Annotated in this window: 25 protein-coding genes; 21 read left to right on the plus strand and 4 right to left on the minus strand. The window is 32.7% G+C overall.

Going from position 1 to position 23,698, the window contains the following annotated elements; translation table 11 throughout:
- Positions 1-53 precede the first annotated feature (53 nt).
- The 3 genes from OZP08_RS10700 to can all read left to right on the plus strand — a co-directional run bounded on the left by OZP08_RS10700 (position 54) and on the right by can (position 3,102).
- On the plus strand, positions 54-341 hold the full coding sequence (locus tag OZP08_RS10700) for a hypothetical protein (protein ID WP_281321808.1): 288 nt from the start codon (positions 54-56) through the stop codon (positions 339-341).
- Between the two features lie 338 nt (positions 342-679).
- Entirely contained in the window at positions 680-2,335 is a 1,656-nt protein-coding gene (locus OZP08_RS10705; protein ID WP_268846082.1) for a SulP family inorganic anion transporter, read from the plus strand.
- Positions 2,336-2,463: 128 nt separating this feature from the next.
- Positions 2,464-3,102 (plus strand): carbonate dehydratase, encoded by a 639-nt coding sequence (can, locus tag OZP08_RS10710; protein WP_268846083.1) that lies wholly within the window; start codon positions 2,464-2,466, stop codon positions 3,100-3,102.
- A 154-nt stretch (positions 3,103-3,256) separates the two neighbouring features.
- Here can and OZP08_RS10715 read toward each other — a convergent pair whose 3' ends face one another.
- From OZP08_RS10715 to OZP08_RS10730, 4 genes are all read right to left on the minus strand, one after another.
- Positions 3,257-4,459: an LETM1-related biofilm-associated protein gene (locus OZP08_RS10715; protein ID WP_281321809.1), complete on the minus strand. Its 1,203-nt coding sequence runs from the start codon at positions 4,457-4,459 to the stop codon at positions 3,257-3,259.
- 148 nt (positions 4,460-4,607) lie between these two features.
- Positions 4,608-5,177 carry a YdeI/OmpD-associated family protein gene (locus OZP08_RS10720; RefSeq protein WP_268846084.1) on the minus strand — a complete coding sequence of 190 codons (570 nt, stop codon included), beginning with the start codon at positions 5,175-5,177 and terminating at the stop codon, positions 4,608-4,610.
- Between the two features lie 24 nt (positions 5,178-5,201).
- A complete protein-coding gene (locus tag OZP08_RS10725; protein WP_281321810.1) occupies positions 5,202-5,729 on the minus strand; it encodes a superoxide dismutase family protein in 528 nt (175 codons plus the stop codon).
- Between the two features lie 72 nt (positions 5,730-5,801).
- Positions 5,802-6,326, minus strand: coding sequence for a DUF8685 domain-containing protein (locus tag OZP08_RS10730; RefSeq protein WP_268846086.1), 525 nt, complete (start codon positions 6,324-6,326; stop codon positions 5,802-5,804).
- Positions 6,327-6,455: 129 nt separating this feature from the next.
- Between OZP08_RS10730 and OZP08_RS10735 the strand changes: the two genes are divergently transcribed.
- From OZP08_RS10735 to OZP08_RS10820, 18 genes are all read left to right on the plus strand, one after another.
- Positions 6,456-6,887 (plus strand): META domain-containing protein, encoded by a 432-nt coding sequence (locus tag OZP08_RS10735; RefSeq protein WP_281321811.1) that lies wholly within the window; start codon positions 6,456-6,458, stop codon positions 6,885-6,887.
- Positions 6,888-6,944: 57 nt separating this feature from the next.
- Complete coding sequence (locus tag OZP08_RS10740) at positions 6,945-7,454, plus strand: DUF4251 domain-containing protein (RefSeq protein WP_281321812.1); 510 nt, start codon at positions 6,945-6,947, stop codon at positions 7,452-7,454.
- 76 nt (positions 7,455-7,530) lie between these two features.
- Positions 7,531-8,769 carry a BamA/TamA family outer membrane protein gene (locus tag OZP08_RS10745; protein WP_281321813.1) on the plus strand — a complete coding sequence of 413 codons (1,239 nt, stop codon included), beginning with the start codon at positions 7,531-7,533 and terminating at the stop codon, positions 8,767-8,769.
- Between the two features lie 103 nt (positions 8,770-8,872).
- The gene (locus OZP08_RS10750) at positions 8,873-10,027 is read left to right on the plus strand and encodes a BamA/TamA family outer membrane protein (protein WP_268846090.1); all 1,155 of its coding nucleotides are present in this window, start codon (positions 8,873-8,875) and stop codon (positions 10,025-10,027) included.
- A gap of 139 nt (positions 10,028-10,166) precedes the next feature.
- Positions 10,167-10,649: a hypothetical protein gene (locus tag OZP08_RS10755; RefSeq protein WP_281321814.1), complete on the plus strand. Its 483-nt coding sequence runs from the start codon at positions 10,167-10,169 to the stop codon at positions 10,647-10,649.
- Positions 10,650-10,879: 230 nt separating this feature from the next.
- A complete protein-coding gene (locus OZP08_RS10760) occupies positions 10,880-11,638 on the plus strand; it encodes a hypothetical protein (RefSeq protein ID WP_281321815.1) in 759 nt (252 codons plus the stop codon).
- 144 nt (positions 11,639-11,782) lie between these two features.
- Positions 11,783-12,703 (plus strand): transporter, encoded by a 921-nt coding sequence (locus tag OZP08_RS10765; protein WP_268846093.1) that lies wholly within the window; start codon positions 11,783-11,785, stop codon positions 12,701-12,703.
- A 31-nt stretch (positions 12,704-12,734) separates the two neighbouring features.
- Complete coding sequence (locus OZP08_RS10770) at positions 12,735-14,072, plus strand: TolC family protein (RefSeq protein ID WP_281321816.1); 1,338 nt, start codon at positions 12,735-12,737, stop codon at positions 14,070-14,072.
- Between the two features lie 9 nt (positions 14,073-14,081).
- Positions 14,082-15,146, plus strand: coding sequence for an HlyD family secretion protein (locus OZP08_RS10775; RefSeq protein WP_281321817.1), 1,065 nt, complete (start codon positions 14,082-14,084; stop codon positions 15,144-15,146).
- Between the two features lie 91 nt (positions 15,147-15,237).
- Positions 15,238-16,806, plus strand: a complete 1,569-nt coding sequence (locus OZP08_RS10780) for an MFS transporter (protein ID WP_268846097.1) — start codon at positions 15,238-15,240, stop codon at positions 16,804-16,806.
- A gap of 659 nt (positions 16,807-17,465) precedes the next feature.
- Complete coding sequence (locus OZP08_RS10785) at positions 17,466-18,170, plus strand: potassium channel family protein (protein WP_268846098.1); 705 nt, start codon at positions 17,466-17,468, stop codon at positions 18,168-18,170.
- 35 nt (positions 18,171-18,205) lie between these two features.
- On the plus strand, positions 18,206-19,279 hold the full coding sequence (locus OZP08_RS10790; RefSeq protein ID WP_268846099.1) for an AI-2E family transporter: 1,074 nt from the start codon (positions 18,206-18,208) through the stop codon (positions 19,277-19,279).
- A gap of 114 nt (positions 19,280-19,393) precedes the next feature.
- Positions 19,394-20,464 (plus strand): type I restriction endonuclease, encoded by a 1,071-nt coding sequence (locus OZP08_RS10795; protein ID WP_281321818.1) that lies wholly within the window; start codon positions 19,394-19,396, stop codon positions 20,462-20,464.
- Positions 20,465-20,691: 227 nt separating this feature from the next.
- On the plus strand, positions 20,692-21,249 hold the full coding sequence (locus OZP08_RS10800; protein ID WP_268846100.1) for a hypothetical protein: 558 nt from the start codon (positions 20,692-20,694) through the stop codon (positions 21,247-21,249).
- A gap of 180 nt (positions 21,250-21,429) precedes the next feature.
- The gene (locus OZP08_RS10805) at positions 21,430-22,029 is read left to right on the plus strand and encodes a hypothetical protein (RefSeq protein ID WP_281321819.1); all 600 of its coding nucleotides are present in this window, start codon (positions 21,430-21,432) and stop codon (positions 22,027-22,029) included.
- Between the two features lie 54 nt (positions 22,030-22,083).
- On the plus strand, positions 22,084-22,848 hold the full coding sequence (locus tag OZP08_RS10810) for an alpha/beta fold hydrolase (protein ID WP_281321820.1): 765 nt from the start codon (positions 22,084-22,086) through the stop codon (positions 22,846-22,848).
- Positions 22,849-23,044: 196 nt separating this feature from the next.
- A complete protein-coding gene (locus OZP08_RS10815) occupies positions 23,045-23,290 on the plus strand; it encodes a type II toxin-antitoxin system ParD family antitoxin (protein WP_268846103.1) in 246 nt (81 codons plus the stop codon).
- Between the two features lie 53 nt (positions 23,291-23,343).
- Positions 23,344-23,589, plus strand: a complete 246-nt coding sequence (locus OZP08_RS10820; RefSeq protein ID WP_281323607.1) for a type II toxin-antitoxin system RelE/ParE family toxin — start codon at positions 23,344-23,346, stop codon at positions 23,587-23,589.
- Positions 23,590-23,698 lie beyond the last annotated feature (109 nt).

Consider the following 23,698-nt stretch of genomic DNA (forward strand, 5'->3'; position numbering starts at 1 on the left):
AATTTTAGACTACTAATTTTTTAATTCAATTAGTATCTGTTACTTTTGCCGACATGAGAGTATTTGCAAGTATAATATTATTGTTTTTCGTTTTGTTTTTGGCGGCGCCCACAATTGTGGTTTTGCTGGAAGAAGACAAAGAAAATACTATGCTTTGCTCTAGTGCAACTTCATCTGCTGAAGAATTAAAGCACGATATGAAATTTTATACTTTCAATCCTTTTTTAGAAATAACTTTTTTTGATCCAAAAAAGGCTTCTGGACTTATAATTTTCGAAAATTTATCCAAGCATGATCTAATCTGTGCTTCTATATTTATCCCTCCTCCCAACTGGGCTTAGTTTTTTTATCAATTATCTTTATCGGTTGATGGTTATTAGCAATTAATAGGGCAAATTTTTAATTTGTTGAATTAGTTGGCATGGTCATGGAATTACTCTAATTTTTATTCAAAATGGGGCGTAAGTGTTTGTGCTTATTCACTCTGTAGTTTTGTTGAATTGAATTGGACTTTTGTTTATTCAATTCTCATTAATTGAATTTTGACAAAAGTAAATTCTGTTATAATGCTGGCGCTGTCCTTATAATTTCTAGTGTCAAACTTGTGCACTGCCATCATCTTGTTGCAGTATTATATTGCGACAAAAATGAATTTAAACTTTTATAATAGATTTATATTATGTCAAAAAAAACTAATCTTTTTACACATTTTAAATCAGATTTTGCTTCTGGTTTAGTTGTCTTTTTGGTGGCATTGCCACTATGTTTGGGAATCGCAATGGCGTCGGGAGCACCTTTGTTTTCGGGAATTATTACAGGAATAGTAGGTGGGATAGTAGTTGGGTATTTGAGTCAATCACAAATAAGTGTATCTGGACCTGCTGCAGGTTTAACCGCAATTATATTAACTGCAATTACTGATTTAGGCGCTTTTGATGTCTTTTTAACAGCAGTTTTTATTGCTGGATTAATTCAATTGACATTAGGTTTCCTAAAAGCTGGGAGTATTTCTAATTACTTTCCAACTAATGTAATCGAGGGGATGCTTGCAGGTATTGGAGTTATTATTATTATGAAACAATTACCGCATGCTTTTGGTTATGATGCCGATTTTGAAGGGGATGAAGCTTTCTTGCAAACGACTGATAATAATACTTTTTCAGCCTTATTTGATGTTTTAAATCACCTGCAATTTGGAGCAATATTGATTACTTCGATTTCAATAGCAATTTTAATTATGTGGGACAAAGTTCCAGCTTTGAAGAAATTAAAATTGGTTCCTGGTGCATTAGTTGCTGTAATTGTTGGAGTTGTATTGAATGAGTTTTTTACTGCTTCCGGAAGTTCTTTGGCAATTGAAAAAGAACACTTGGTTTCATTGCCTATTCCTACTACAGTTGAGGAATTTAAAGCAATTATAATTACACCCAATTTTGCTGGAATAACGAATCCAAAAGTTTGGGTTGTTGGTTTGACTATCGCAATTGTAGCTTCTATAGAAACTTTATTGTGTATTGAAGCTGCAGATAGAATGGATGTTCACAAACGTTTTACTAATACTAATGTTGAATTAAGAGCGCAAGGAATAGGAAACATAGTGAGTTCACTTTTGGGTGGATTGCCTATGACATCTGTTGTAGTTCGTACTTCTGCAAATAATGCAGCGGGTGCCAAATCAAAATTATCAGCAATAATTCATGGGGTGTTATTATTGGTTTGTGTACTTACAATTCCTTTTATTCTGAATAAAATTCCTTTGGCAACATTAGCAGCAGTATTAATTTTAGTTGGTTATAAATTGGCAAAACCAGCAACATTTAAGCATTTTTGGCACTACGGTAAATACCAGTTTTTGCCTTTTATCGCTACTTTTTTAGGGGTTGTATTTACAGATTTGTTAAAAGGTGTTACCTTAGGGATTGTAATTTGTATTGTTTTCATATTAAGAGGGAATCTTAAAAGAGCTTATAGTTTTAGAAAAGAGGAATACGGAGATGGTGATATTATTCATATAGATCTTGCTCAAGAAGTTTCTTTCTTGAATAAAGCTGCCATAAAATTGACATTGGCAAACATTCCAGAGAATAGTAAAGTGATTATCAATGCTGATGATACAGTTTATATTGCTCATGATATTTTAGATTTGATACATGAATTTAAAACAACAAGAGCTGTAGATGAAAATATCAAAGTAAAGCTTAAAGGATTTAAAAAAGAGTATGCTTTAGAAAACAGCGACGAGATTCAGAATCATGTAACCATCGAGCATCATTACGATTTTGTAAAAAGAGTAATGGTTGAAAAAGAGGTTAAAAAAGAAGTATTTCCTGGATAATTTATTAAGTAAAAGCTTAGGTAGTATTTATTTAATTACATTTATACAAAATAAGAATATATCAAATAAGAATATATCAAATAAGAATATATCAAATAAGAAAATAAACCAAATAAAAAAATAACGAAATGAGTGATTTTTATAAAAAAATATTAGACAATAATAAGCAATGGGTTGAAAATCAATTAGCAATTGATAAGGACTATTTTAATGACTTAGCTAAAGGACAAACTCCACCATTATTATGGATTGGATGTTCAGACAGCCGTGTTCCTGCAAACGAAATCATTGGAGCAAAACCAGGAGAGGTATTTGTACACAGAAACATTGCTAACATGGTTGTTCACTCGGATATGAATATGTTGAGTGTTTTGGATTATTCAGTAAATGTGCTAAAAGTAAAACATGTTATTGTTTGTGGTCATTATGGTTGTGGTGGTGTAAAAGCTGCAATGGGAAATGACTCTATTGGGATAATTGATAACTGGATTAGACATATAAAAGATGTTTACCGTTTGCATGACAAATATTTAGATTCTATTTGTGATGAAACTGAACGTTTTAATGCTTTTGTAGAAATAAATGTAAAAGAACAAGTTTTTGATTTGGCTAAAACATCTATTGTGCAAGCAGCTTGGAAAAACGGTCAAGACCTTACGATTCACGGTTGGGTTTATGGATTGAACTCTGGTTTTGTAACGGATTTAGGGGTGAATTTTAGTTCAGACAATGATTTGGATGAAGTTTACCAGCTAAATTTTGAATAATAACAATGCTAAGTCATTTTGCTTTGTAAACTCACAAAGTAATTGACTTAGTTATTTTAAGTTTTAATATTTTAGGACTTAAATAAAACTTTAGTAATTGCCCTCAATGAGAATTGGGGGCAATTTTATTATAGGGAGGGTTCTAATTAAAAAACTAATCGTCACTATCTAAATTCTCATTGAATGCTGATGGCAAAAGAGTAGGGATGAACTTAATCAAAATTGGTAATAACAAGCTACCACCAGGAAACAAGAAAATGGTTAAAGAAGGTATTGTTTTGCAAATGTCTAGCAATTGTTTCTTTACTTTTTTCTTTTCTTTTTCGTCTAAATCTCTACGGGTAGAATAAGCTAAGAGAAGCATTAGCTCCTTGCTCTGAATAATTTCTTTGATCAATCTGGTTTTGTTGCGTGAAATTAAGGTAATAACACTCTGTGTGGTTTGATCGTAAAAATGTTTAACCGGATTGGAGTAATTAAAATAGGGTATATCTTTTTTATGTTTAGCTATAAAACCATCCGTGCTGATAATACTTTGCTCTACAAACTCATCCGAAATAGAAAAGGTTCTGGCTAGTGTATACAGAAAATAGGCTTCGTTATTTTCGATAATACCATCACTCCATAATGCCATTCCAGCAATATCGACTAAATATTTTTTTTCTAATTCATTAGTAAAATAATCAAGCTGCAATGTTTCTATACTGAGATCGGTATCTTTAGAAAATTTACTGTAACGAATTGAGGCCTCAAAAAGCTTGATTAATAAATCGTCATATTGAGTTTTATTAGTTTTGATTTTTAAAGCCAGAGTTACAATATTGACTATGGTTTCCTCGATTTTCTTTAAATATTTTTCAGGGATTTGACCATGAATCAAATATTGACGAAAAGCTAAAACATCAATAAATAACAAGGCATTGGTAACCAAATGTGAAAAGTTCTTATTGATGATGTTTTCGTTGGTTTGAACGCGCTCGTCAATTATTTTTTCTAAGGTTAATGCCGCTCTGTCTTTGGGTAATATTTTTTTTAACAGGCTAAAGCCTTGAGGATGCATTTGATTGTAAAATACATTGGCTTGCTCTATAAATTTAGCGGAATCATTTTCTTTATTGGTCAGGCAAAAAATGCTGTACAATGCATTTAATAAGGCTATTTTGGATATTTCTTCCTTAAACCAGCCCTTAGATTCAATGGTGAAAGAAGTATCAAATGAAATGATATGTCCGTAGATAAATCCTGTATCTCTTAATTTTTGATAATAAGATTCTTCAGTTTCAGAGACTGTTCGTTCTGATAACTTTTGTTTTGTGAAAAATTTATCTATCCAACCGGATACTGATGGGTTAATCATTGCTTAATTTTGAATATGCAAAGCTATGTATTTTTATGGATCAATTTCTATTTTGAATATTTATAAAATGGGCTCTCATAAGGAATTTTGTGAAACCGCGATTTTAATCTGAATAGCTAAGTTTGGGGTACTTAAATTGTTCAAAAAACTAATCTCTTGATTTTTTATTTTGCTTGCAAAGGTCAATTATTGTGGTAATTCTATTGTTTCTGGTTTCTTCTCTTTTGGCCTGATTGAGCCAATAAAGATAGCTTTTTCTATAAGTGGGTTTGAAGTTTTTATAGTTTTCAAAAGCTTCTTGATTTTGTTCAAAAGCCTTTGTTAAATCTTCGGGGATTACTAAATCTTCAACGGCGTCTAATGAATTCCATGAACCATTTTGTTTAGCGATTTCAATTTTTGCCAATCCACTTTCATGCATTAGGTTGTTATCAATGAGTTTTTTGATATATGATTTGTTAAGTTTGCTCCAAACACTTTTGTTTTTTCTGGGAGAGAATAATTGTTTTCGGCTGTGTTCGTCAATGTTTTTGACAGTTGAATCTATCCAACCATAACAAATTGCGACTTGAACAGCTTCTTCCCATCTCATACTTTCGTAAGGGCTGTTTACTTTATAGAAAATTAAATACACACCAGCTGACGAATTATGGTTGTTGTGTAACCATTCTCGCCAAGCTGTTGCGTTTTTAAAATAAAGCTGTTCTTTTTCTTTCAAGAGAATTTTTACTGCTTTTTTAATTTATTTGATTATTGCAGAACAGGCTACTCTTGCACCGGCATTTCCAGCAGGTTGAGAAACAAAATCATCAGCACCCTGATGTACAATCAATCCTTTGCCTAAAATGTCTTTTGTGGCATCTCCACAGCCAATACACCATTCGTCTGTAGTCATAGTGATTGTGCCATTTCCTTTTTCATCAGCGGTAAAATTACCAATATCTCCTCTGTGGTATTCTCCTTCTCCCCATTTTCCGTGTTTCTTGAAGGTTGGATTCCAGTGTCCTCCGGCAGAACTTCCATCAGCAGCAGAACAGTCTGATTTTTCATGGATATGTATGGCGTGAATTCCAGGTTGTAGTCCTGCAATTTTAGCTACAAAAGTCACCTTACCATTTTTTTCTGTAAAAGTAGCTGTACCTGTAACGTTACTGTTGCTTTTTGATTCAAAGGTCAAGTTTAGTTTTTTAGAGTCACTGGATTTGCTATTGGTTTTACATCCAATGATTACTGCAATAATAACTGCAGTAGAAAGAATTATTTTTTTCATGTTTTTGATAATTTAATTTTTGGATTATAAAAATACACATAAAAAGAGTATTAAAATTGATTTATATTCACTCTATTTTGACTTTTCTCCCACAAAATGGTTAGTAGGTGATTTGAATAGAATGTTAAACGAGGTCAGACTACCGTATATACGAGTGATGTATTGTTGCAATTCTATCTTTTCTATTTCTTCAATTTTACTGGAATTAATTTTTTGCTCCATTACTCGTAAACGATCACGAACCATTATAATTTTATGAAAAAAGGTGTCAATAGGAATTTCTTTAGAGGCTAAACCAGCTTGTCCGGGTTCTAAAATCATTTTGCCGCCTTTCCATTTGTCTCCAATAGGCACGATTTCAGAAACATCGGACCATTTTTTCAAAAGATCTCTTAAGCTTTTTTCTACTTCCGAAAAACTTACAGTATCTACTTCGTCAACAGAGGCTTCTATAACTTTGAACTCATCGTTTAATGCGATGGTCTCTAATCCGTTTTCTATAAAAGTAACCCAATATTCTTTTGAGGTAACATTTGTGATAACGCCTTTTCCAAATTCTGGATGCTCAATTCGGGAACCTATTCCTAATAATGTCATAATTGTTGTCTTTTTAAACGAAAATAATCATACTTTTTTAATAAGCAAAGAAGCACATTAAAAATCATTTTGCTTTTAAATATTTGCTATTTTTACAAGAGACAATTTCTGATATTAAAAAAGAAAAGTATGAAAAAACTATCATTATTAGTAGTATTTATTTGCATGGTATTGGTTTCATGTAACACAACAAAGACGGCGTCAAAAACAACTTCACTTGAGGGAACTTGGGTATTAAATTATATCACAGGGTCTAAAATAGCATTTGACGGATTGTATCCCGGAAAGAAACCAACAATAATTTTTGATCTTGCAACGAATAAAGTTGGAGGAAATAATAGTTGTAATCAATATTCTGGGGCTTTACTGGTTGATGGAAAAAAAATAAATTTTAAAGATGCCAAAATGGTGACGACTATGATGGCTTGTCAAGGAAATGGTGATACAGCCTATATGTCTATGCTTGACAAAATAGATTCTTACGTTATTAAAGAGAATGGAAAAACCCTAAGTTTTATGATGGGTGATGTAGAAATGATGCGTTTTACTCACGAAATGTAATTGGATTTTTTGTTCTTGTTGTATGGATTGAATGGTTATTTTTTAATTTAAAAAAACATGAAAACATCAATTTTATCTTTTATTCTTTCTCTTTCAATGTTCATTGGTTTTGCACAAGAGAAAACAAAACAACAATTAAAAGAGGAACAAAAGCTTGAGAAACAAAAAGAAATTGCTGCTCTTGTTGATTCTAAGGAGTTTAAATTTGTGGGTAGAACTGCTTACCCGCAAGGGGGCAGAAGTATTGATCTGACCACAAATTCAAATTTTCTTAAGTTCGAAAAGGATAGCGTAGATAGTGAGATGCCTTATTTTGGGAGAGCTTATGGAGGTGTTGCCTATGGCGGCGGAAATGGAGGCATGCATTTTAAAGGAAAAATTGAAAATTACTCCTTGACAAAAGATAAAAAAAAGTATACGATTAAAGCTAAAATTACGGATAAAACAGATTCTTATGAATTGCAATTAACTGTTTTTTTTGAAGGCAACGCTTCATTAGCCATAAATACTTTTAACAGGAGCCAAATTTCATATAGCGGTAGGATAGAAAAACTAAAAGAAAAATGATGTCCTGGGACATTCTTTCTTTGCGAAAAATATAAGAACTAAAAAAATGATCTATTTTTTTAAAAGAAAGTATTTTTTGAATAGCTATTTATGGTTATTGTTTTTTGTATGTATCCCAGTGGGTATGATGGCACAAGTATCCTCAAAATCAGATGATGTATGTCCTCCCAAAACTGTTTTTGAGTTGTTTAAAAAAAAGGACTCGCTTATGGTGGTAAAGCCCATAAAAAATAGTTTTTTATTGGTTATTCCCATAATTGGGGTGCAACCGGCAACCGGATTTAGTTATGGAGCTACAGCACAGTATACTTTTAAGGGGAGTGGTCTTTTAGATAAATATTCTTCGGCAAATCTCGGTGTGACTCTGACTACAAAAGATCAGTTGTTGATTAATGCTAAAAACAATATTTTATTAAAGGGGAATAAAATATACCTAAGTGGGGATTATAGATTGTATGTTTTTACCCAACCTAATTATGGTTTAGGTACAGCTATTATACCAAGACACAGAGAAGACCCAGATTTTGATATTGACTCCATTAAAGAGCCAATGGATTATAACTATTTTAAGTTTCATCAAACCGTTTCTTGGGAAGTAAAAAAACATTTTTATGTAGGGGCAGGAATAGGAATCGATTGGTATTCCAGTATCATTGACAAAAATCTGGATGTCGACAACGGAAAATTTACCAATCATTATAATTATAGCAAACAGTACGGTTTTAATGACAAAGAATATTTTGTAAACGGTTTTAGCTTTAATTTAATTTATGATTCCAGAGACAACCAAATCAATACAAGAGAAGGTTGGTTTGCTAATCTGAACTATAGATTTAATGCTGATTTATTTAATGATCAAAAGTCAAGTAATGTACTCTATACAGAGTTTAGATATTTTGTTCCGCTTAGTCCAAAGAGAAAGCAATTTATATTAGGCTTTTGGGCTTTTGGGCAGTTTGTAACCAATGGAGCTGTGCCTTATTTAAATTTACCAGCAATTGGTTGGGATCAGCGTAGTCGTAGTGGAGAAGGTTATACACAAGGATTATTTAGGGGGAATAATTTAGCATATCTACAAACAGAATTGCGATTCCCGATAAGCTGTAATCAACTTCTCAGTGGTACTGTTTTTGCAAATTTTACCACAGCTAGTGATAAGTTTGATGACATTTCACTCTTTCAATATGTTCAGCCTTCCGTTGGAGCTGGTTTACGAATTTTAATTGATAAAGCGACTCGGACCAATCTTGTTTTGGATTATGGAGTTGGAAATCGCTCTCAAGGATTTTATCTTAATGCAGGAGAAACTTTCTAGATTTTTTAAACTATTTTTTATTTGCAAGAAACATTCCCCATTTGTTATCAATAAACTTCCTATCTTTAAAAGGTAATTTTGACCAATCTATCTTTTATTAATTATGATTCAAAAATGTAATCATTTTGTTTTGCTATTGCTTTTAGTAATTACAGTTTCTATAAAATCTGTTGCTCAAAAGCAAGAAGACACTGTTGTAGTGAAGAAAAGTAAGCTCGAAAAATTTAATGATTTTAATGCAAAAGCAGAAGCACTTTTCAAAGTAATTCCAGTACCAATTTATGGGTATACTACAGAGGCAGGAAGCATCTTTGGATTGGCTAAGAGTAATGTGTTCAATCTGTCTAAAAAAGATACGATTTCAAAGCCTTCAAAAATTGATGGATTAGTGTCAAGCTCAACAGAAGGAAGAGTAAATGTTGTGGCCTCTTCGCAATTTTTTATAAAGGAGAATAAATATCAATTTTTAACTTATTTGTTTTATCAAAAGCAACCACAATATATTTTTGGTATTGGGAATGATGTAACGATAGATGGCATAGAGCAAATTAATTTTGATAGGATTAAGTTTTATTCTAATAATTTGATGCAAATTAAAAAGAATTTGTATGTAGGAATCCCAATAGAATTTGCCAATTATTGGAACATAGAAATACCAAGTGATAGTTTTTTATACGAACAAAATATATCAGGTATAGAAGGAGGTTATGATGTAGGTACTGGCTTATCGGGTTTATATGATACAAGATTAAATCCGTACAATCCGCAGCAAGGAGTTTATTGTCTTTCCAGTTTGGTTTTTCATCCTCATTTTTTAGGGAGTACGTATCAATTCACCAATTTCATTTTAGACATGCGTAAGTATTATAATCCTTGGTTAAAGCACATAATTGCGCTACAAGCTTATACGAGTAATGCTTTTGGAGATACTCCGTTTTACGATCTTTCCATGATGGGAGGTTCAGATCGAATGCGAGGGTATTATCAGGGAGGATATAGAGATAAGGCTCTGATAGATTCCCAGATAGAATACCGTGCGCCTATTTGGAATATTTTTGGCGTTGTTGGATTCTTTGGAACCGGGCGTGTTTTTAGTGGTTATCGAGATTTATCATTCGAAAAATGGAGGTTTTCATACGGAGGTGGTTTGAGAGTTATGGTAGATAGTAAACATAAAACTAATTTAAGGGTGGATTTTGGATTTGGTGAAGGAGGATCTCTAAAAGGAACCTATATCAGTTTTGGCGAAGCATTTTAAATGTTAACTCTTTGTTTTGTTATATCGGTTTATATAATGGGTTGATTGTAAAAACTTTAATTGAAATATTACAGTGAATTATACTGTTAATTAATGTGAATTTGTTAAATTAGCTTATTCAACATTTAAATATAAAAACATGAAAAAAGTATTTTTATTAATTGTTCTTGCAGTTTCATCTACTTCATTCGCTCAATCTACTATGAAAGATGATGTAGATATTGTACAATCTGTTTATGGAAAATCAAAAGCAGAATTAGTAAATCAGTATATGGCGTTAACAGGTACTCAGGCAACTGATTTTGCAAAAGTATATGAAGCTTATGAAGTTGAACGCAAAAAATTGGGGCAGGAAAAAATTCAGTTGATTAATCAATATGCCGCTGACTACGGAACACTAACTGATGCCAATGCTGATGGAATCTCTAAAGGGGTTTTGAAAAACAATTTGGCTTATGATAAATTATATTCATCTTATTACGAAAAAGTAAAAAAAGCAGTTGGAGCCTTAAATGCTGCAAAATTTATTCAGCTTGAGGTTTATTTGCAAACCGAGATTAGAAGCAGTCTTCAAAACGCAATTCCTTTTATTGGAGAAATAGATATGACAAAAGTTAAATAAGTATTTTTTTACTTTTTTAACTCAAAAAAAAGAGTGTGATCATAGTGTTGCACTCTTTTTTTTGTATTTTTAAGTATGTTTTTGGATGTCAGTGTGATAACTGAAATTAACTCTTCGATTATTAATTCTTTAGTTAAAAAATAGTGTTAATTTTTGCTTCTCTGTTTCAAAAAAAAATGTTAAATTTGTTAGTGTACTTTCCTAGTTTTAAATAATTTAAAAGATAAATCATGAAAATTTTAACTACTCCGCTTAGAATTGTCTTCATTTTTGTATTAGTACTATTAATTTCTTCAACCAGTGTCTTTTCACAAGCAGCTCCAAGAGATTTTAAGAATTCTGTGAAATTTAATGTGTCGAATACATTGCTTTATGATAATTCTTACCAGTTTTCGTATGAAAGAATTATTAAAGAAAACCAAAGTTTGAATGTTTTTGCCGGATATCAGGAATTTCCATTGATTAAAGTTGATATCGATAATGTCGATTTTGATAAAAAAAGCAGCAGAAAGGGATATTCGCTCGGTGCTGACTATAGATTTTATTTAGGAAGCATCAATAAATATAAGGGGCCAAGAGGGGTTTATCTAGCGCCATTTATAAGTTTCTTTCAATTTGAAACAGATAGGGATTTAAAATATACCAATCCAAATACACAGGTAGTAAGTAGTACAAACCTGAATTCAAAATTAAATTTAACCAATTTTGGGGGTGAATTAGGGTATCAATTTGTGTTATGGGATAGGTTCGTTATCGATTGTGTTTTATTTGGACCTTCTTTAACACGATATAAATACAATTTAAAGCTGGATGGACAAATTCCTGGACTTGATGAAAATGAAACATTCCAAAAAATTGTTGAAGCAATGAAAGAGAAATTTCCTGAGCTAGGCAATCTTTCAAATGATAATGATGTAGAAAAAAAAGGCGTACAATCGATAACTGCAGTAGGATTTAGGTATAATATCAGCATTGGATACAGATTTTAAAAACGGATAAAGGAATAATAGAACCTCAATTTTTTTGAGGTTTTTTTTAATTCTTTTTCGGTAAGTATTTTGATTTTTTGATGTGTTCAAAATAATAAATACAGTTTTAAAAAATGTTTTTAATTTCTTGGTAAAATTCAATTTATGATTATACAAAACTTAACTCGTGTAAGGAAGATTAGTTTTTTATTTGTGATTTTTTTATTGGTTAGCAATTCTATAATTGCACAAGATCTTGAGCCAAGGGCTTACGCCAACATGCCCAGAGGGGTTAATATTATAGTGGGAAGCTATGGTTATATGAAAGGAGATGTTGTTACGGAACCTTCTTTGCCAATAGAAGATTTTATTATCAAAAGCAACAATATTGCGGCTGGTTATATGCGTTCCTTTGGTCTTGCAGGTAAGCTGGCCAGAATTCAGGTTGCCATTCCGTATGTTTTTATGGATGGGGAAGCAACCGTAAGTGGCGCTAAAATTACAGGAAATAGGGCAGGTTTTGGAGATATGCGCTTACGATTTGGAGTAAACCTACTCGGATCACCTGCACTGAACATCAAAGAGTTTAGTCAATTCCAGCAAAAAACAATATTTGGAGCAAGTTTAGTTGTCTCAGTTCCTACTGGACTATATTATTCGGATAAAAGGGTTAATATAGGAACAAATCGTTGGGGCTTCAAGCCAGAAGTAGGGATTTCCAAACGTTTTAAGCACTTTTATGCAGAGTTATATTCAGGGGTGTGGTTTTATACTAAGAATGATGAGTTTCTTGGGGATAACGAATTGAAACAAGATCCTGTTGTTTCTTTTCAAGCCCATACCAGTTATATTTTTAAAAATCATATGTGGGCAGGAATTAATATTAACTGGTTTAGCGGTGGGAAAACCTTTGTCGATGAAGCGCCTGCCGGAAGTATTATTAATGCCTCTAGAATAGGGGCAACGTTCTCGATGCCACTCTCAAAATTTCAGTCTTTAAAGTTTCAGTTTAATACAGGAACCTTTAAGAGTATCGGATTGAATTATGATTCCGTTAGTATTGGTTATCAATGTGTGTTTCTTTAAGGATTAAATCTTTTTAAATTGGAATTGGCTAATGGATATTCTTTTTTTTAAATATTTTAAAAGGGAATTTGTTATTCTTGTAATAGCATGTTTTTTTTGTGAAGTTGGATTTTCCCAAAATGATGATGGAGCCAGAATCATAAAACTGGACGAAGTCATACAACTGGGGATTCAGAATAATAATCAGCTTAAAATAGCCAATACTGATGTGGCAACTGCCAATGAAAATTTGAATCAATCCCATATAGCTAAAGCCCCGATTATAGGGTTGAATATGGGATATAATTACATAGGAAATCCCAAAATTTTCGAAGGCTTTTATGAAAAAAGCACAACTGTAGATTATTTTAATCATCAAGGATCTGCAAGTGTTTTTACATCCATGCCTTTGTACTATGGCGGGGGAATCAATAGTCAAATAGATAAACAACAACTAATTGTCAGTATGCAGGAATCGGTTGCAAAGATGACCGAAACCGAAATTAAGCAAGCCATTACCACACAATTTTTTGCTCTCGAAAAATTATATAAGCAAATTGAGATTACCAAGCAAAATATTGTCAATACCGATTTACGTATCAAGCAATTGAATTCTAGAGTAGCGAATGGTCAAAACCTTAAAAGTGATCTGTTAAGAACCGAATTGCAAAAGTCGAATTTTGAAGTGGCCGTTTTTCGAAGTTCCAATTCCATTGAGTTAATCAGTAATTATTTGGATATACTGACCGGATTGCCCACCAATACCAAATTAAAACCGGTATTGGATGGAATTTTAATTCCTAAAGCTGAAGTGAATTTGGAGGAAAGTTTGAACGACGCTTACCAAAACCGTTATGAAATCAAAAGATCGGAAATCAATGTTAAGATAGCAGAGTCTTCCTTGGACATAACAAATAGCGGCTTTAAACCCTTTGTAAATGCAAATTTGCTTTTTAATACACAGTATCCGGCACAATGGCCTAATTATTCCGATAATATTCTGAATTATTGGGCGGCAGGAATATCACTAAGTTGGGATGTTTCCAGTTTTTATAATTTAAAGCACAAAGTCAATGCTGACCAGTTGCAAATAGACAAAAGCAATATAGCGCTTGAAGCGACCAAAGATGTGATTAATCAAGATGTAAAGGCAGCATATGTCCGATTTATGGAAAGCGTGAGGAACATCACCACTTTCAAAAAAGACGTTGATTTGGCACTGAGTAACTATAAGATTGTAAAGAGCCGTTACGATAATGATTTTGCTCTAATTAGTGATATCGTTGATGCAGAGTTGCAGTTAAACGAAGCGAAAATTTCTCTGAATAACGCCAATATAGATGCCATTATTCAATATTATTCCCTACAGTATGCTATGGGTAAACTTTAAACTTTTTTTATGAGCGAAGAAAATACAACGAACGAAGCTGCCGCAAAAAGCGAAAAAAGGAGAAATACGATATTGACTATTCTTTCTTTTGTTTTTATCATAGGAGGAGGTATTTGGATATTAAGTTTGTTTTTTGACTTTCACAGGTATGAAACGACCAATAATGCACAAGTAGAATCCTATATCAACAGTGTTACAGCTAGAGCAACTGGACATGTAGCGGTCATTCATTTTGATTCCCATCAGTTTGTTCATAAAGGGGACACTTTGGTGGTACTTGATGATGAGGAATACCGAATAAAAGTAAAACAAGCCGAAGCTGATTTGGCTGTAGCCGAAGGAAATCTTCATTCGCTGGAACAATCCATCGTTACAGCAGCTTCTAACCAAGCAGCCTCCAAGGATAAATTAGCAGGTGATATGGCTGATCTAGAAAAAGCACAAAAAGATTACGAGCGATTTAAGAATATGTATGCCGATTCTGCCGTGACACGCAATCAATACGATCAGGTGGTTTCTAAGCTGCAATCTACAAAAGCCTATCTGAATGCCGGTGAAAAAGAATTATTGGCAAGCAAATCGATTACAGCACAAAGTCATACCAATCTCGAAGCTGCGAGTGCGACTGTAGCCCGAAAAAAAGCAGATTTAGACAATGCTTTATTGCAGCTGTCTTACACCCGTATCATTGCTTTGGCCGATGGCTATGTGGGAGAGAGAACCATATCAGTAGGAGAATTGATCAATGCTAATCAGGTGGTGGCAACGCTGGTTTTGAACCAAAAACTATGGGTAAATGCTAATTTTAAAGAAACCCAAATTGAAAAAATTAAGCAGGGACAAGAAGTAACTATAACCATTGATGCACTTGATGACAAAGAGTTTAAAGGAAAAGTGGTTGGATTTTCCCCAGCTACTGGAGCCAAATTCTCGATGGTAGAACCCGATAATTCCACAGGAAATTTTGTAAAAATCACACAACGTATTCCCGTGAAAATTGATTTTGAAGCTTCCGCAAAAGAACTGGCGGATGTAAAACCTGGAATGAATGTCACTGTAGAAATTAAAAAATAATTAGGAATGATTTTCTAAAGAAACCTAACAGGTTTCTAAAAACTGTTAGGTTTGATAGAAGGAAAACATGAAGGTTTTTAAATAAAAAAAAATGGCTTTAATCAAAAAAGGAAGTGTGTTTACCCTAGTAGGACTTTATCTCCTTACGATTCCTTTTTTCAATGCATTGAATGTCACCTCTTATGACAATTCACAGATACTAGGGCATTTTGGAGCTTCAACAACAGCGTTTACCTATTCGACCTATATTCCTTTTTTTGCAATGCTTGGTTTTTTGCCTTTAGGTTTGAAAATAGGAAAACAAATTCCAATGCGAACGATGATTTTGTCGGTTAGTTTTCTGTCCATCATTTGCAATACAGCATCACTTTTTGCAACCACTATCGAATGGTTTACGGTATGGCGTGCTTTATTGGCCATCTTATCGATCATAGGGATTTTTGCTTCGATAATTCCTATACTACTAAAATACAATCCGACTTTTAATATGGCCATTTTGTATGGTATCGTTCAGTTTATTCTACAGGGGAGCAAGCAACTGTACCAATATTTTGGAACACAAATGACCAGTGTACATAATTGGACTTTTGGGGTTTATTTTCTGAATGTCAATTTTTTGCTGGCAATAGTTTTGGCTTGGATTTTTTACCAAAAAGATGTGGCACCTATGAAATCAGTTTTTCAATTTGATTGGAGAGGCTGGGTTATTTTACTGTTGTTTCTGGTAGTCATTCTTTTTCTTTGCGCTGAAGGGCAAACCCGCAACTGGTTAAGTGATCATAAGGTTGCCATGGCATTTGCATTTTTGTTGCTTATAATCGGAATTTATCTAATCCACGTTCGATATACCAAAGAGCCATTAATCAATCCCGATGTCTATAAGTTTCCAAATGTAGTATTGGGTTCGCTACTCTTTTTTTATACCGGAATGATGAATGGCACCGGAAGTGTAGTAACCGGCTTTATGACCAATATTTTGGGTTTCGACAGTATTTATGTTGCCCGAACCCATTTGGCTATCCTGATAGGGTTATTTATAGCCATTCCGTTATCGACCTATCTTTTGTTCAAACGAATTTATCTGGCTACTCTTTGGGTTGTAGGATTTGCTTGTTATGGTCTGTATCATACCATTCTATACTTTAGATTTTATCCTGAAATTGATACAAGCGATTTTTTCGGCCCCTTTATTTTCAAAGGACTAGCCATTGGTTTTTTGTATCCGGCGGCTTCACTTTATATCTCAGAAAAAGTGCCAAAACCTTTGGGTGATTCCCGAATGATGAGCGGCGTGATTTCACGTGCCGTTTTTGCCTCCTTATTGGGAGGGGCAATTTTAGGAACATTTATTTCTAATATGAATGTACAGCATAAAACAGGTCTTAGCCAACAATTATCGGAGTTAAACCCAGCGGCAAAAGAACAGCTGGATAAAAATAAAAGATATTTTATGCTTAACGGATTATCGGCTTGGGAGGCACAGAAAAAAGCCGAGAAAAGCCTTTCCAACCAAACGTCACAATCAGCATTAATGTTGGCTTATAAGGATATTTATTTGGTAATGGCAGCTTTGTGCTTTTTCCCAATATTGGTTCTCTTGCTGTTCCGGATAGGAAGAAGACCAATAGGAAGTGTTGAGGTGGAGCCGATACCGTTTTAGTAAGTTTCTAAGTTGCAGAGTTACTAAGAGGCTAAGTTTTTGAGATTCGGAGTTTCTAAGTGATTAAGGGTTGAATGTGTGTATTAAAAAAAGATTATACTTAGACTCATGTTATGAGTTTGAAATATTTAAAAATATGCTTTGCGTCTCAGCGCCTTTGTGAGCCTAATTTCACGCAAAGGCGCAAAGACGCGAAAAAAAGAGAGGATTAAGTGTAAAAACTTAGAATCTCAGATTCTTAGCAACTAAGGATTATGGAAATGTATTAAAAAAAGATTATACTTAAACTAATGCCATGAGTTTAATATATTTAAAATATGCTTTGCGTCTCTGCGTCTTTACGAGCCCAATTTCACGCAAAGGCGCAAAGACGCAAAGGAAAGAGAGGATTAAGTGTAAAAACTTAGAATCTCAGATTCTTAGCAACTAAGGATTGTAGGAATGTATTAAAAAAAGATTATATTTAAGCTTATACTATGAGTTTGACTTATTTAAAATATGCTTTGCGCCTTAGCGCCTTAGCGAGGTTAATTTCACGCAAAGACGCAAAGAAAAGAAAGAATTAAGTATGAAAAAAAACTTAGAAACTTAGAATCTCAGATCCTTAGTAACTTAAAAGGAAAAAACTTAAAATCTTAGAGACTTAAAAAAGAAAAACTATGAATGAAAATAAATACCGGTTTTTGAATCAGTTATGGAATAAGGAAAGTGGACTAAGCGGAATGCTGGTCTTACTTTTCATCATGCATTTTGTATTGATTCCAATATTTGGGAGTTACCCATATTTTATGATTATCATCAATGTATTTTGGATGATGTTCCTGATAGCGGGTATTATTACTTTGTTCAAATCTAAAAAGCAAAAAGCTTCGTTCATAATTATCCCGTTTATGTTTATCCTTTTCGGATGGATTACGGTTTTTGAGCAGACGCCATTTGTTTTATTTGCTGATATTTTTTTCACCATTGCCACTTTTGGATTGTTGATAGTTTTGGTATTGAAAAAAGTTTTTGAGCCGGGACCCATCACAGGATACAGAGTAATAGGTTCCATAGTGGTGTATATGATTTTTGCCAATTTATGGTCAGCGATTTATTTGTTTATCTACGAACACATTCCGGGGGCATTCCAAATCACCTTACCGGCTTTTGAAAGCAATACATTACAAGCTAATTTTTTGTATTTTAGTTACATAACAATCACAACGACAGGTTTTGGTGAGATTGTGCCTTTGCATCCCATTGCCAGATCAATGGTGCAAATAGAAGCCATAATAGGGGTTTTGTATCCCGTGATTCTTATTGGTCGTCTGGTTTCGGATGCCAATGAAAACAATGTCAAAAAGAAACAAAAGCAACAATGATATTTTAATCTTAACTAATCTTTAAACCAACACTTATGGAAAATTCAAACCCATACAAAAGCAAACAGCTTTTTGAAGTCATTTTACAGCTAGGACTAGTTTTTCTTATTTTAGGATTTTGCATCAAACTTTTATTGCCTTTTATGATGCCAATTCTTTGGGCCATTATATTGGCAATTATACTATATCCGGGATTTGATTTTCTGCAAAAGAAACTGAAAGGACGCAAAAGCCTAGCTTCATTCATAATTATAGCCATCATATTGATAATCATTATTGCACCAACGGTCATATTTGTAAATTCGATTACAGCCAGTATTACCGAATTAAAAGCAGGGGTAGAGAATGGCACTCTGAAAGTGGCAACACCGGGACAAAACATCAAGGATTGGCCTATTATTGGGGATAAAGCCTATGACTTTCTTTATACTTTATCTACAGATTTAAAAGCGGGCGTACTCGAATACAAAGAACAAATAATCGAATTGTCCAAAAAGCTGTTGGGAAGCGTTCTCAGTTCTACAGTAGCGCTATTGCAGGTGATACTTTCGGTGATTATTGCAGGAGTATTAATGGTTTCTACAAGTGCCCAAAATTTGGCTACTAATTTCATCAAGAGAATAGCAGGCGATTCGGGAGACGAATTTTTAAACATATCTGTTTCTACAGTGTTTCAAGTAGTCAAAGGAATATTGGGCGTTGCTATCATCCAAACCTTGATCCAAGCAGTTGGATTATTTGGTTGTGGAGTTCCTTTTGCAGGAGTACTAACACTATTGTGTTTGATGTTGTCTATCATTCAAGTAGGTCCCATTATTGTCAATCTTGGGGTAATCGCTTATCTGTTTTCATTAGATAACACCACGGCTGCTCTTGGTTGGACTGTCTTTTTTATCTTCAGCGGACTGTCAGACAATGTTCTAAAACCATTGTTGTTAGGGAAAGGGGCTCTTGTGCCAATGTTGGTTATTTTCCTTGGCGTAATCGGAGGATTTATGATGTCGGGTTTTGTGGGTCTATTCGTTGGACCAATCATCTTTTCTATAGGTTATAAATTATTTGCCGCTTGGATGGATGATAAGCCTGAAAGTACTACAGCTGAAATATAAATCAGAAGAATGAACTTAATTTAATCCCAAACCCGCTATAGTAACGGGACGTTAGCTGTAACCGTCCCAAGAATCACCGAAAAAGATAAATTCACAACATAAATATTGATATAAATGGAAGATCTAAAATTAAAATTGCAACAATTGCACCAAAGAGTTCACTCTTTAAAAGACCAAATAAATACCGAGGAAGCTACAAAAAATGCTTTTGTAATGCCTTTTATTCAAATTCTTGGTTATGATATTTTCAATCCAACAGAAGTAATTCCTGAATTTGTTTGTGATATTGGAACTAAAAAAGGAGAGAAAATTGACTATGTAATTAAAAGAGATGGCGAACCAATTTTAATAATTGAATGTAAAAATTGGAAAGAAAATGTTGATGCGCATAATTCTCAACTTCATAGATATTATCACGTTTCAAAATCCCGTTTTGGGGTTTTAACAAACGGACATATCTATAATTTTTATGCAGATTTAGAGAAGCCAAATATAATGGATGAAAAGCCATTTTTTACTTTAGATATATCAAACTTAAAAGATGCAAGTTTAAAAATTTTAGAAAATTTTTCTAGAAACGGATATAATCTTGAAGAAATTTTAGATTCTGCAGAAGGCTTAAAATATATAAAAGCAATAAGAAACGAATTTGAAAAAGAAATACAAGAACCATCAGACGAAATAGTTCGACTTTTAGTAAGCAGATTTTTTAATAAACCATTGACAGCTCCAAGATTAGTTACGTTCAAAGAATATACTAAAAAAGCTTTTTCCAACTCAATAAATGAATCAATAAACTTCAGATTAAAAAATGCTTTAAATATAAATGAAACTGTTCCTTCTAAAACTACTGAATCAATTACAGCAATTGATGAAAATGTTGAAACTCCAAAATTCATAACAACAGAAGAAGAAATGGAAGGTTCACAAATAATTAAAGCAATTTTAAGAGAAATTTTGCCAGCTTCAAGAATTGCTTTTAGAGATACGCAATCATATTTTGGTATTTTATTAGATGACAATAATCGAAAACCTATTTGTCGTTTGCATTTTAATTCCTCAAATAAATACATTGAACTTTTCAATAATGGAAAAGATAATGGAGAAAAAAAATTAATATCTTCTTTAGACGAAATTTATAATTATAAAGCCGAATTATTGAGAACAATAAAAAACTATGAATAAAACGTAAAATAGTTACAGTAAACTGATCGCTCTGATTTGCAATCCGTGCAGGCAACAATAAACTATTAGACGAGGCAAAAAGCTACAAGAAAAATTTTTTGTAGCTTTTTGCATTTATAAATAGAAAAAATAATCTTTGTGGGCACGGATTGTAAATACGGGCTATCATTTTGATAATTCACAATCGACTAGAGCGAGAAAGTTAATTGCTATAATTTCAAAACTAAATGAAAAATCAAAACTGTTATATAGAATTTGAAATTGATGATTATGAAAAGTTCAATCATTTGAAAAAGAATTTTGAATTATTGAAAATTGCAAAAAATAATCAAGAACAAAAAGGCGAAAAATTTTGGTTAGATAATTTTCCAAAATATGTAATAGAAAAATTTTACTTTTCTGATACTGATTTAAAACCAGATTTCAAAACAGCGGAATTAGAGGAATTTACTTGGTACTTCTTTGGACTAATAGAATTACTCGAAAGAGATTATGAAATAGAATATGTAAGTTGTGAAGAAATAGAATTTCGTAAAGGACGGTTAGAATATCAACCCTATAGTTATCCATACGGAGGAATAACAGGATTAGTAATATTTGTTGATTCTTTTGGTTGTAAACCAATAAAAATTGATGATGGAATAAGCTTGTATGAGATAAATTTTTTGGATAATGGTGATTTTAGTATTACTGATTTAGAAGATATTGAAAAGCAAAATAGTTCTAATAAGCTTTTTAATTCTAATGAGCTTTTATGGAAGTTTGTAAAGAGATTCAAAAGATAAATTGTTTAAAGTAATTAACTGCAGTTTAATGAAATTGGAGTTTTTGGGCTTAAATTATGTTGGTTTTTCATTTGTAAACTTTATCTTAAAATTTATATATTTGGGTAAACCGTTTCCCAGACTTCATAAAGATGGCGGTATGTTAAGAGCAATTTTGTAAACATCAATAAACTCAACTATATGAATAATTTAAAACCAGGAGATTTTTTTTTCGGATTAATGGAGTTCTTAGCATATATAGTTCCAGGTTTCATACTATGTATAACTTTGCCAATAATAAAAAAATATTGTGTGTTTGATTCGTTGAATATAGCTGAAAATGAAGCAACAGCATTTACTTTGTTATCCTTCATCCTTATTTCCTATATACTAGGACATTTTATACACCATATTTGCGCAATGGCTTTAAATCCGATTTATGAAATCGTTTACTTAAAACGCAAGATGAAAAAGCATGCAAGCTTCATAAATGAAAGTGAAGAAGTCATTTTAAAAAAACTTCCCGTACAGATTGACTTACTGAAAGCCTCAGAAGCGTATCTTAGAATAAATCATCCAAATTTGATTGCAGAATTAGAAAAGCATGAAGCAAATTCTAAACTCTTTAGATCTTTGTCTTTATTGAGTCTTTATTTGTGTTTTTTTTCAAGCTTAAATTGGATAATTATTTCTTCGTTAATTGTTATCTCCATTTTGTCATTTAATAAATTTGCAAACCAAAGATGGACACACCGTTACTTGGTTTATCAATATTTTTTGATTGCCACAGAGGTCAAATAAAATTGTACTAACAACGGATTCTATTGTACATTTGTGCTAAATAGAACATTTAGCATGACCCAAGAACATCCAAATCTTAATGAAATTGCAATTAAAAGAATAGGCAATTATTCAGATCTACCAACAATCATTTTTTTGCACGATTCATTAGGTTGCATCGAGTTGTGGCGTGATTTTCCAGAAAAGCTTAGCGAACTAACAAAATGTAATGTGATTGTTTATGATCGTCAAGGTTATGGTAAGTCAGCTCCGTTCTCTTATACGGAACGCGACAATTATTACATGGAATTAGAAGCCGATATTTTAAATGAATTGTTACAAAAGTGGAATGTTGACAAAGCAATTCTTTTCGGTCACAGCGATGGCGGTTCGATTGCACTTATTACCGCAGCAAAATATCCGAAAAATATAGTAGGCGTAATTACTGAGGGAGCTCATATTTTTGTTGAAGATATAACTGTGAAAGGTATCACGGAAGCAACAGAACTTTATAGCACAACGAATTTGAAGGCTAAGTTAGAAAAATACCATGGCGATAAGACAGACGACATGTTTTGGGCGTGGGCAAAAACTTGGGTGACAAATGATTTCAAAACTTGGAATATTGAAAATTTTCTGCCTTCAATCAAATGTCCAGTACTAATTATACAAGGTGAAGCTGATGAGTATGGAACTTTAAAACAAGTTCACAGAATAATAGATCAAGTCAGTGGTGAATCTTTCGATTTTATAATTCCAAATGTTGGTCATACACCACATAAAGAAGTTTCCGAATTAATTTTAGAACGAACAGCTAAATTCATAAATAGAGTCAGTTAGACTGTAGATAGCAACGGTTTTTAGCTAAGAAATTGAGTTTTGCTTTCTTAACTTCTTTATCACACCGATTAAAGTCAGGTATAATTTCCGAAAAAGTCGTTAAGCTACTAAATGTTGTGAGTAACTTTATCTCAAAAAAACGCAAAAAAGTATTGTGCAAAATACCAAGACTTGGCATCTTTGATAAAAAAAGATTATGGCACGAAATACTTCAATATTATTAGGTGACTATTTTGAAAATTTTATAAATGAGCAAATTAGTACAGGGAAATATAGTTCTGTAAGCGAGGTCGTTAGTACTTCTTTAATAGTTTTTGAGCAAGAAGAAAATAAAACAAAATCTTTAATCAGTGAACTTAAAGTAGGTGAAAAAAGTGCTAAGATTAAAAATTTTGACCGCAAAAAAAATCTTGAAGAACTTAAAGCAAACTTTGGAAAATAATGTAAGGATATATTATTAACCAAAAAGCTCTTGAAGACATTAATAAAATTTGGATTTATACCGCAGAAAATTGGTCTATTGAACAAGCTGACCGTTACTATAATTTGATTTTTGACGAAATTGAGTATATAGTTGATAATTTAGAAATGGCCCGTGACTTTGGGAACATTAGAAAAAACTATAGATGCTCGAAAGTAAAATCTCATTTAATATTTTTCAAGAAAATAAACTCTAATGACATAGAAGTCATAAGAGTTTTGCATGAAAAAATGGATATCGAAAATCAATTAAGTATCTAATAGTAAAGAACTATGCACAACTGCGGTCTCATTAAATTTAGTCCTTAAGACTCAAAACATTATCTGTTCTGCTCTTGTAAACTTTCTCTTAAATTTATACTTTTGGACA

Origin of the sequence: Flavobacterium aestivum (assembly GCF_026870175.2) — a bacterium.
Classification (GTDB): domain Bacteria; phylum Bacteroidota; class Bacteroidia; order Flavobacteriales; family Flavobacteriaceae; genus Flavobacterium; species Flavobacterium aestivum.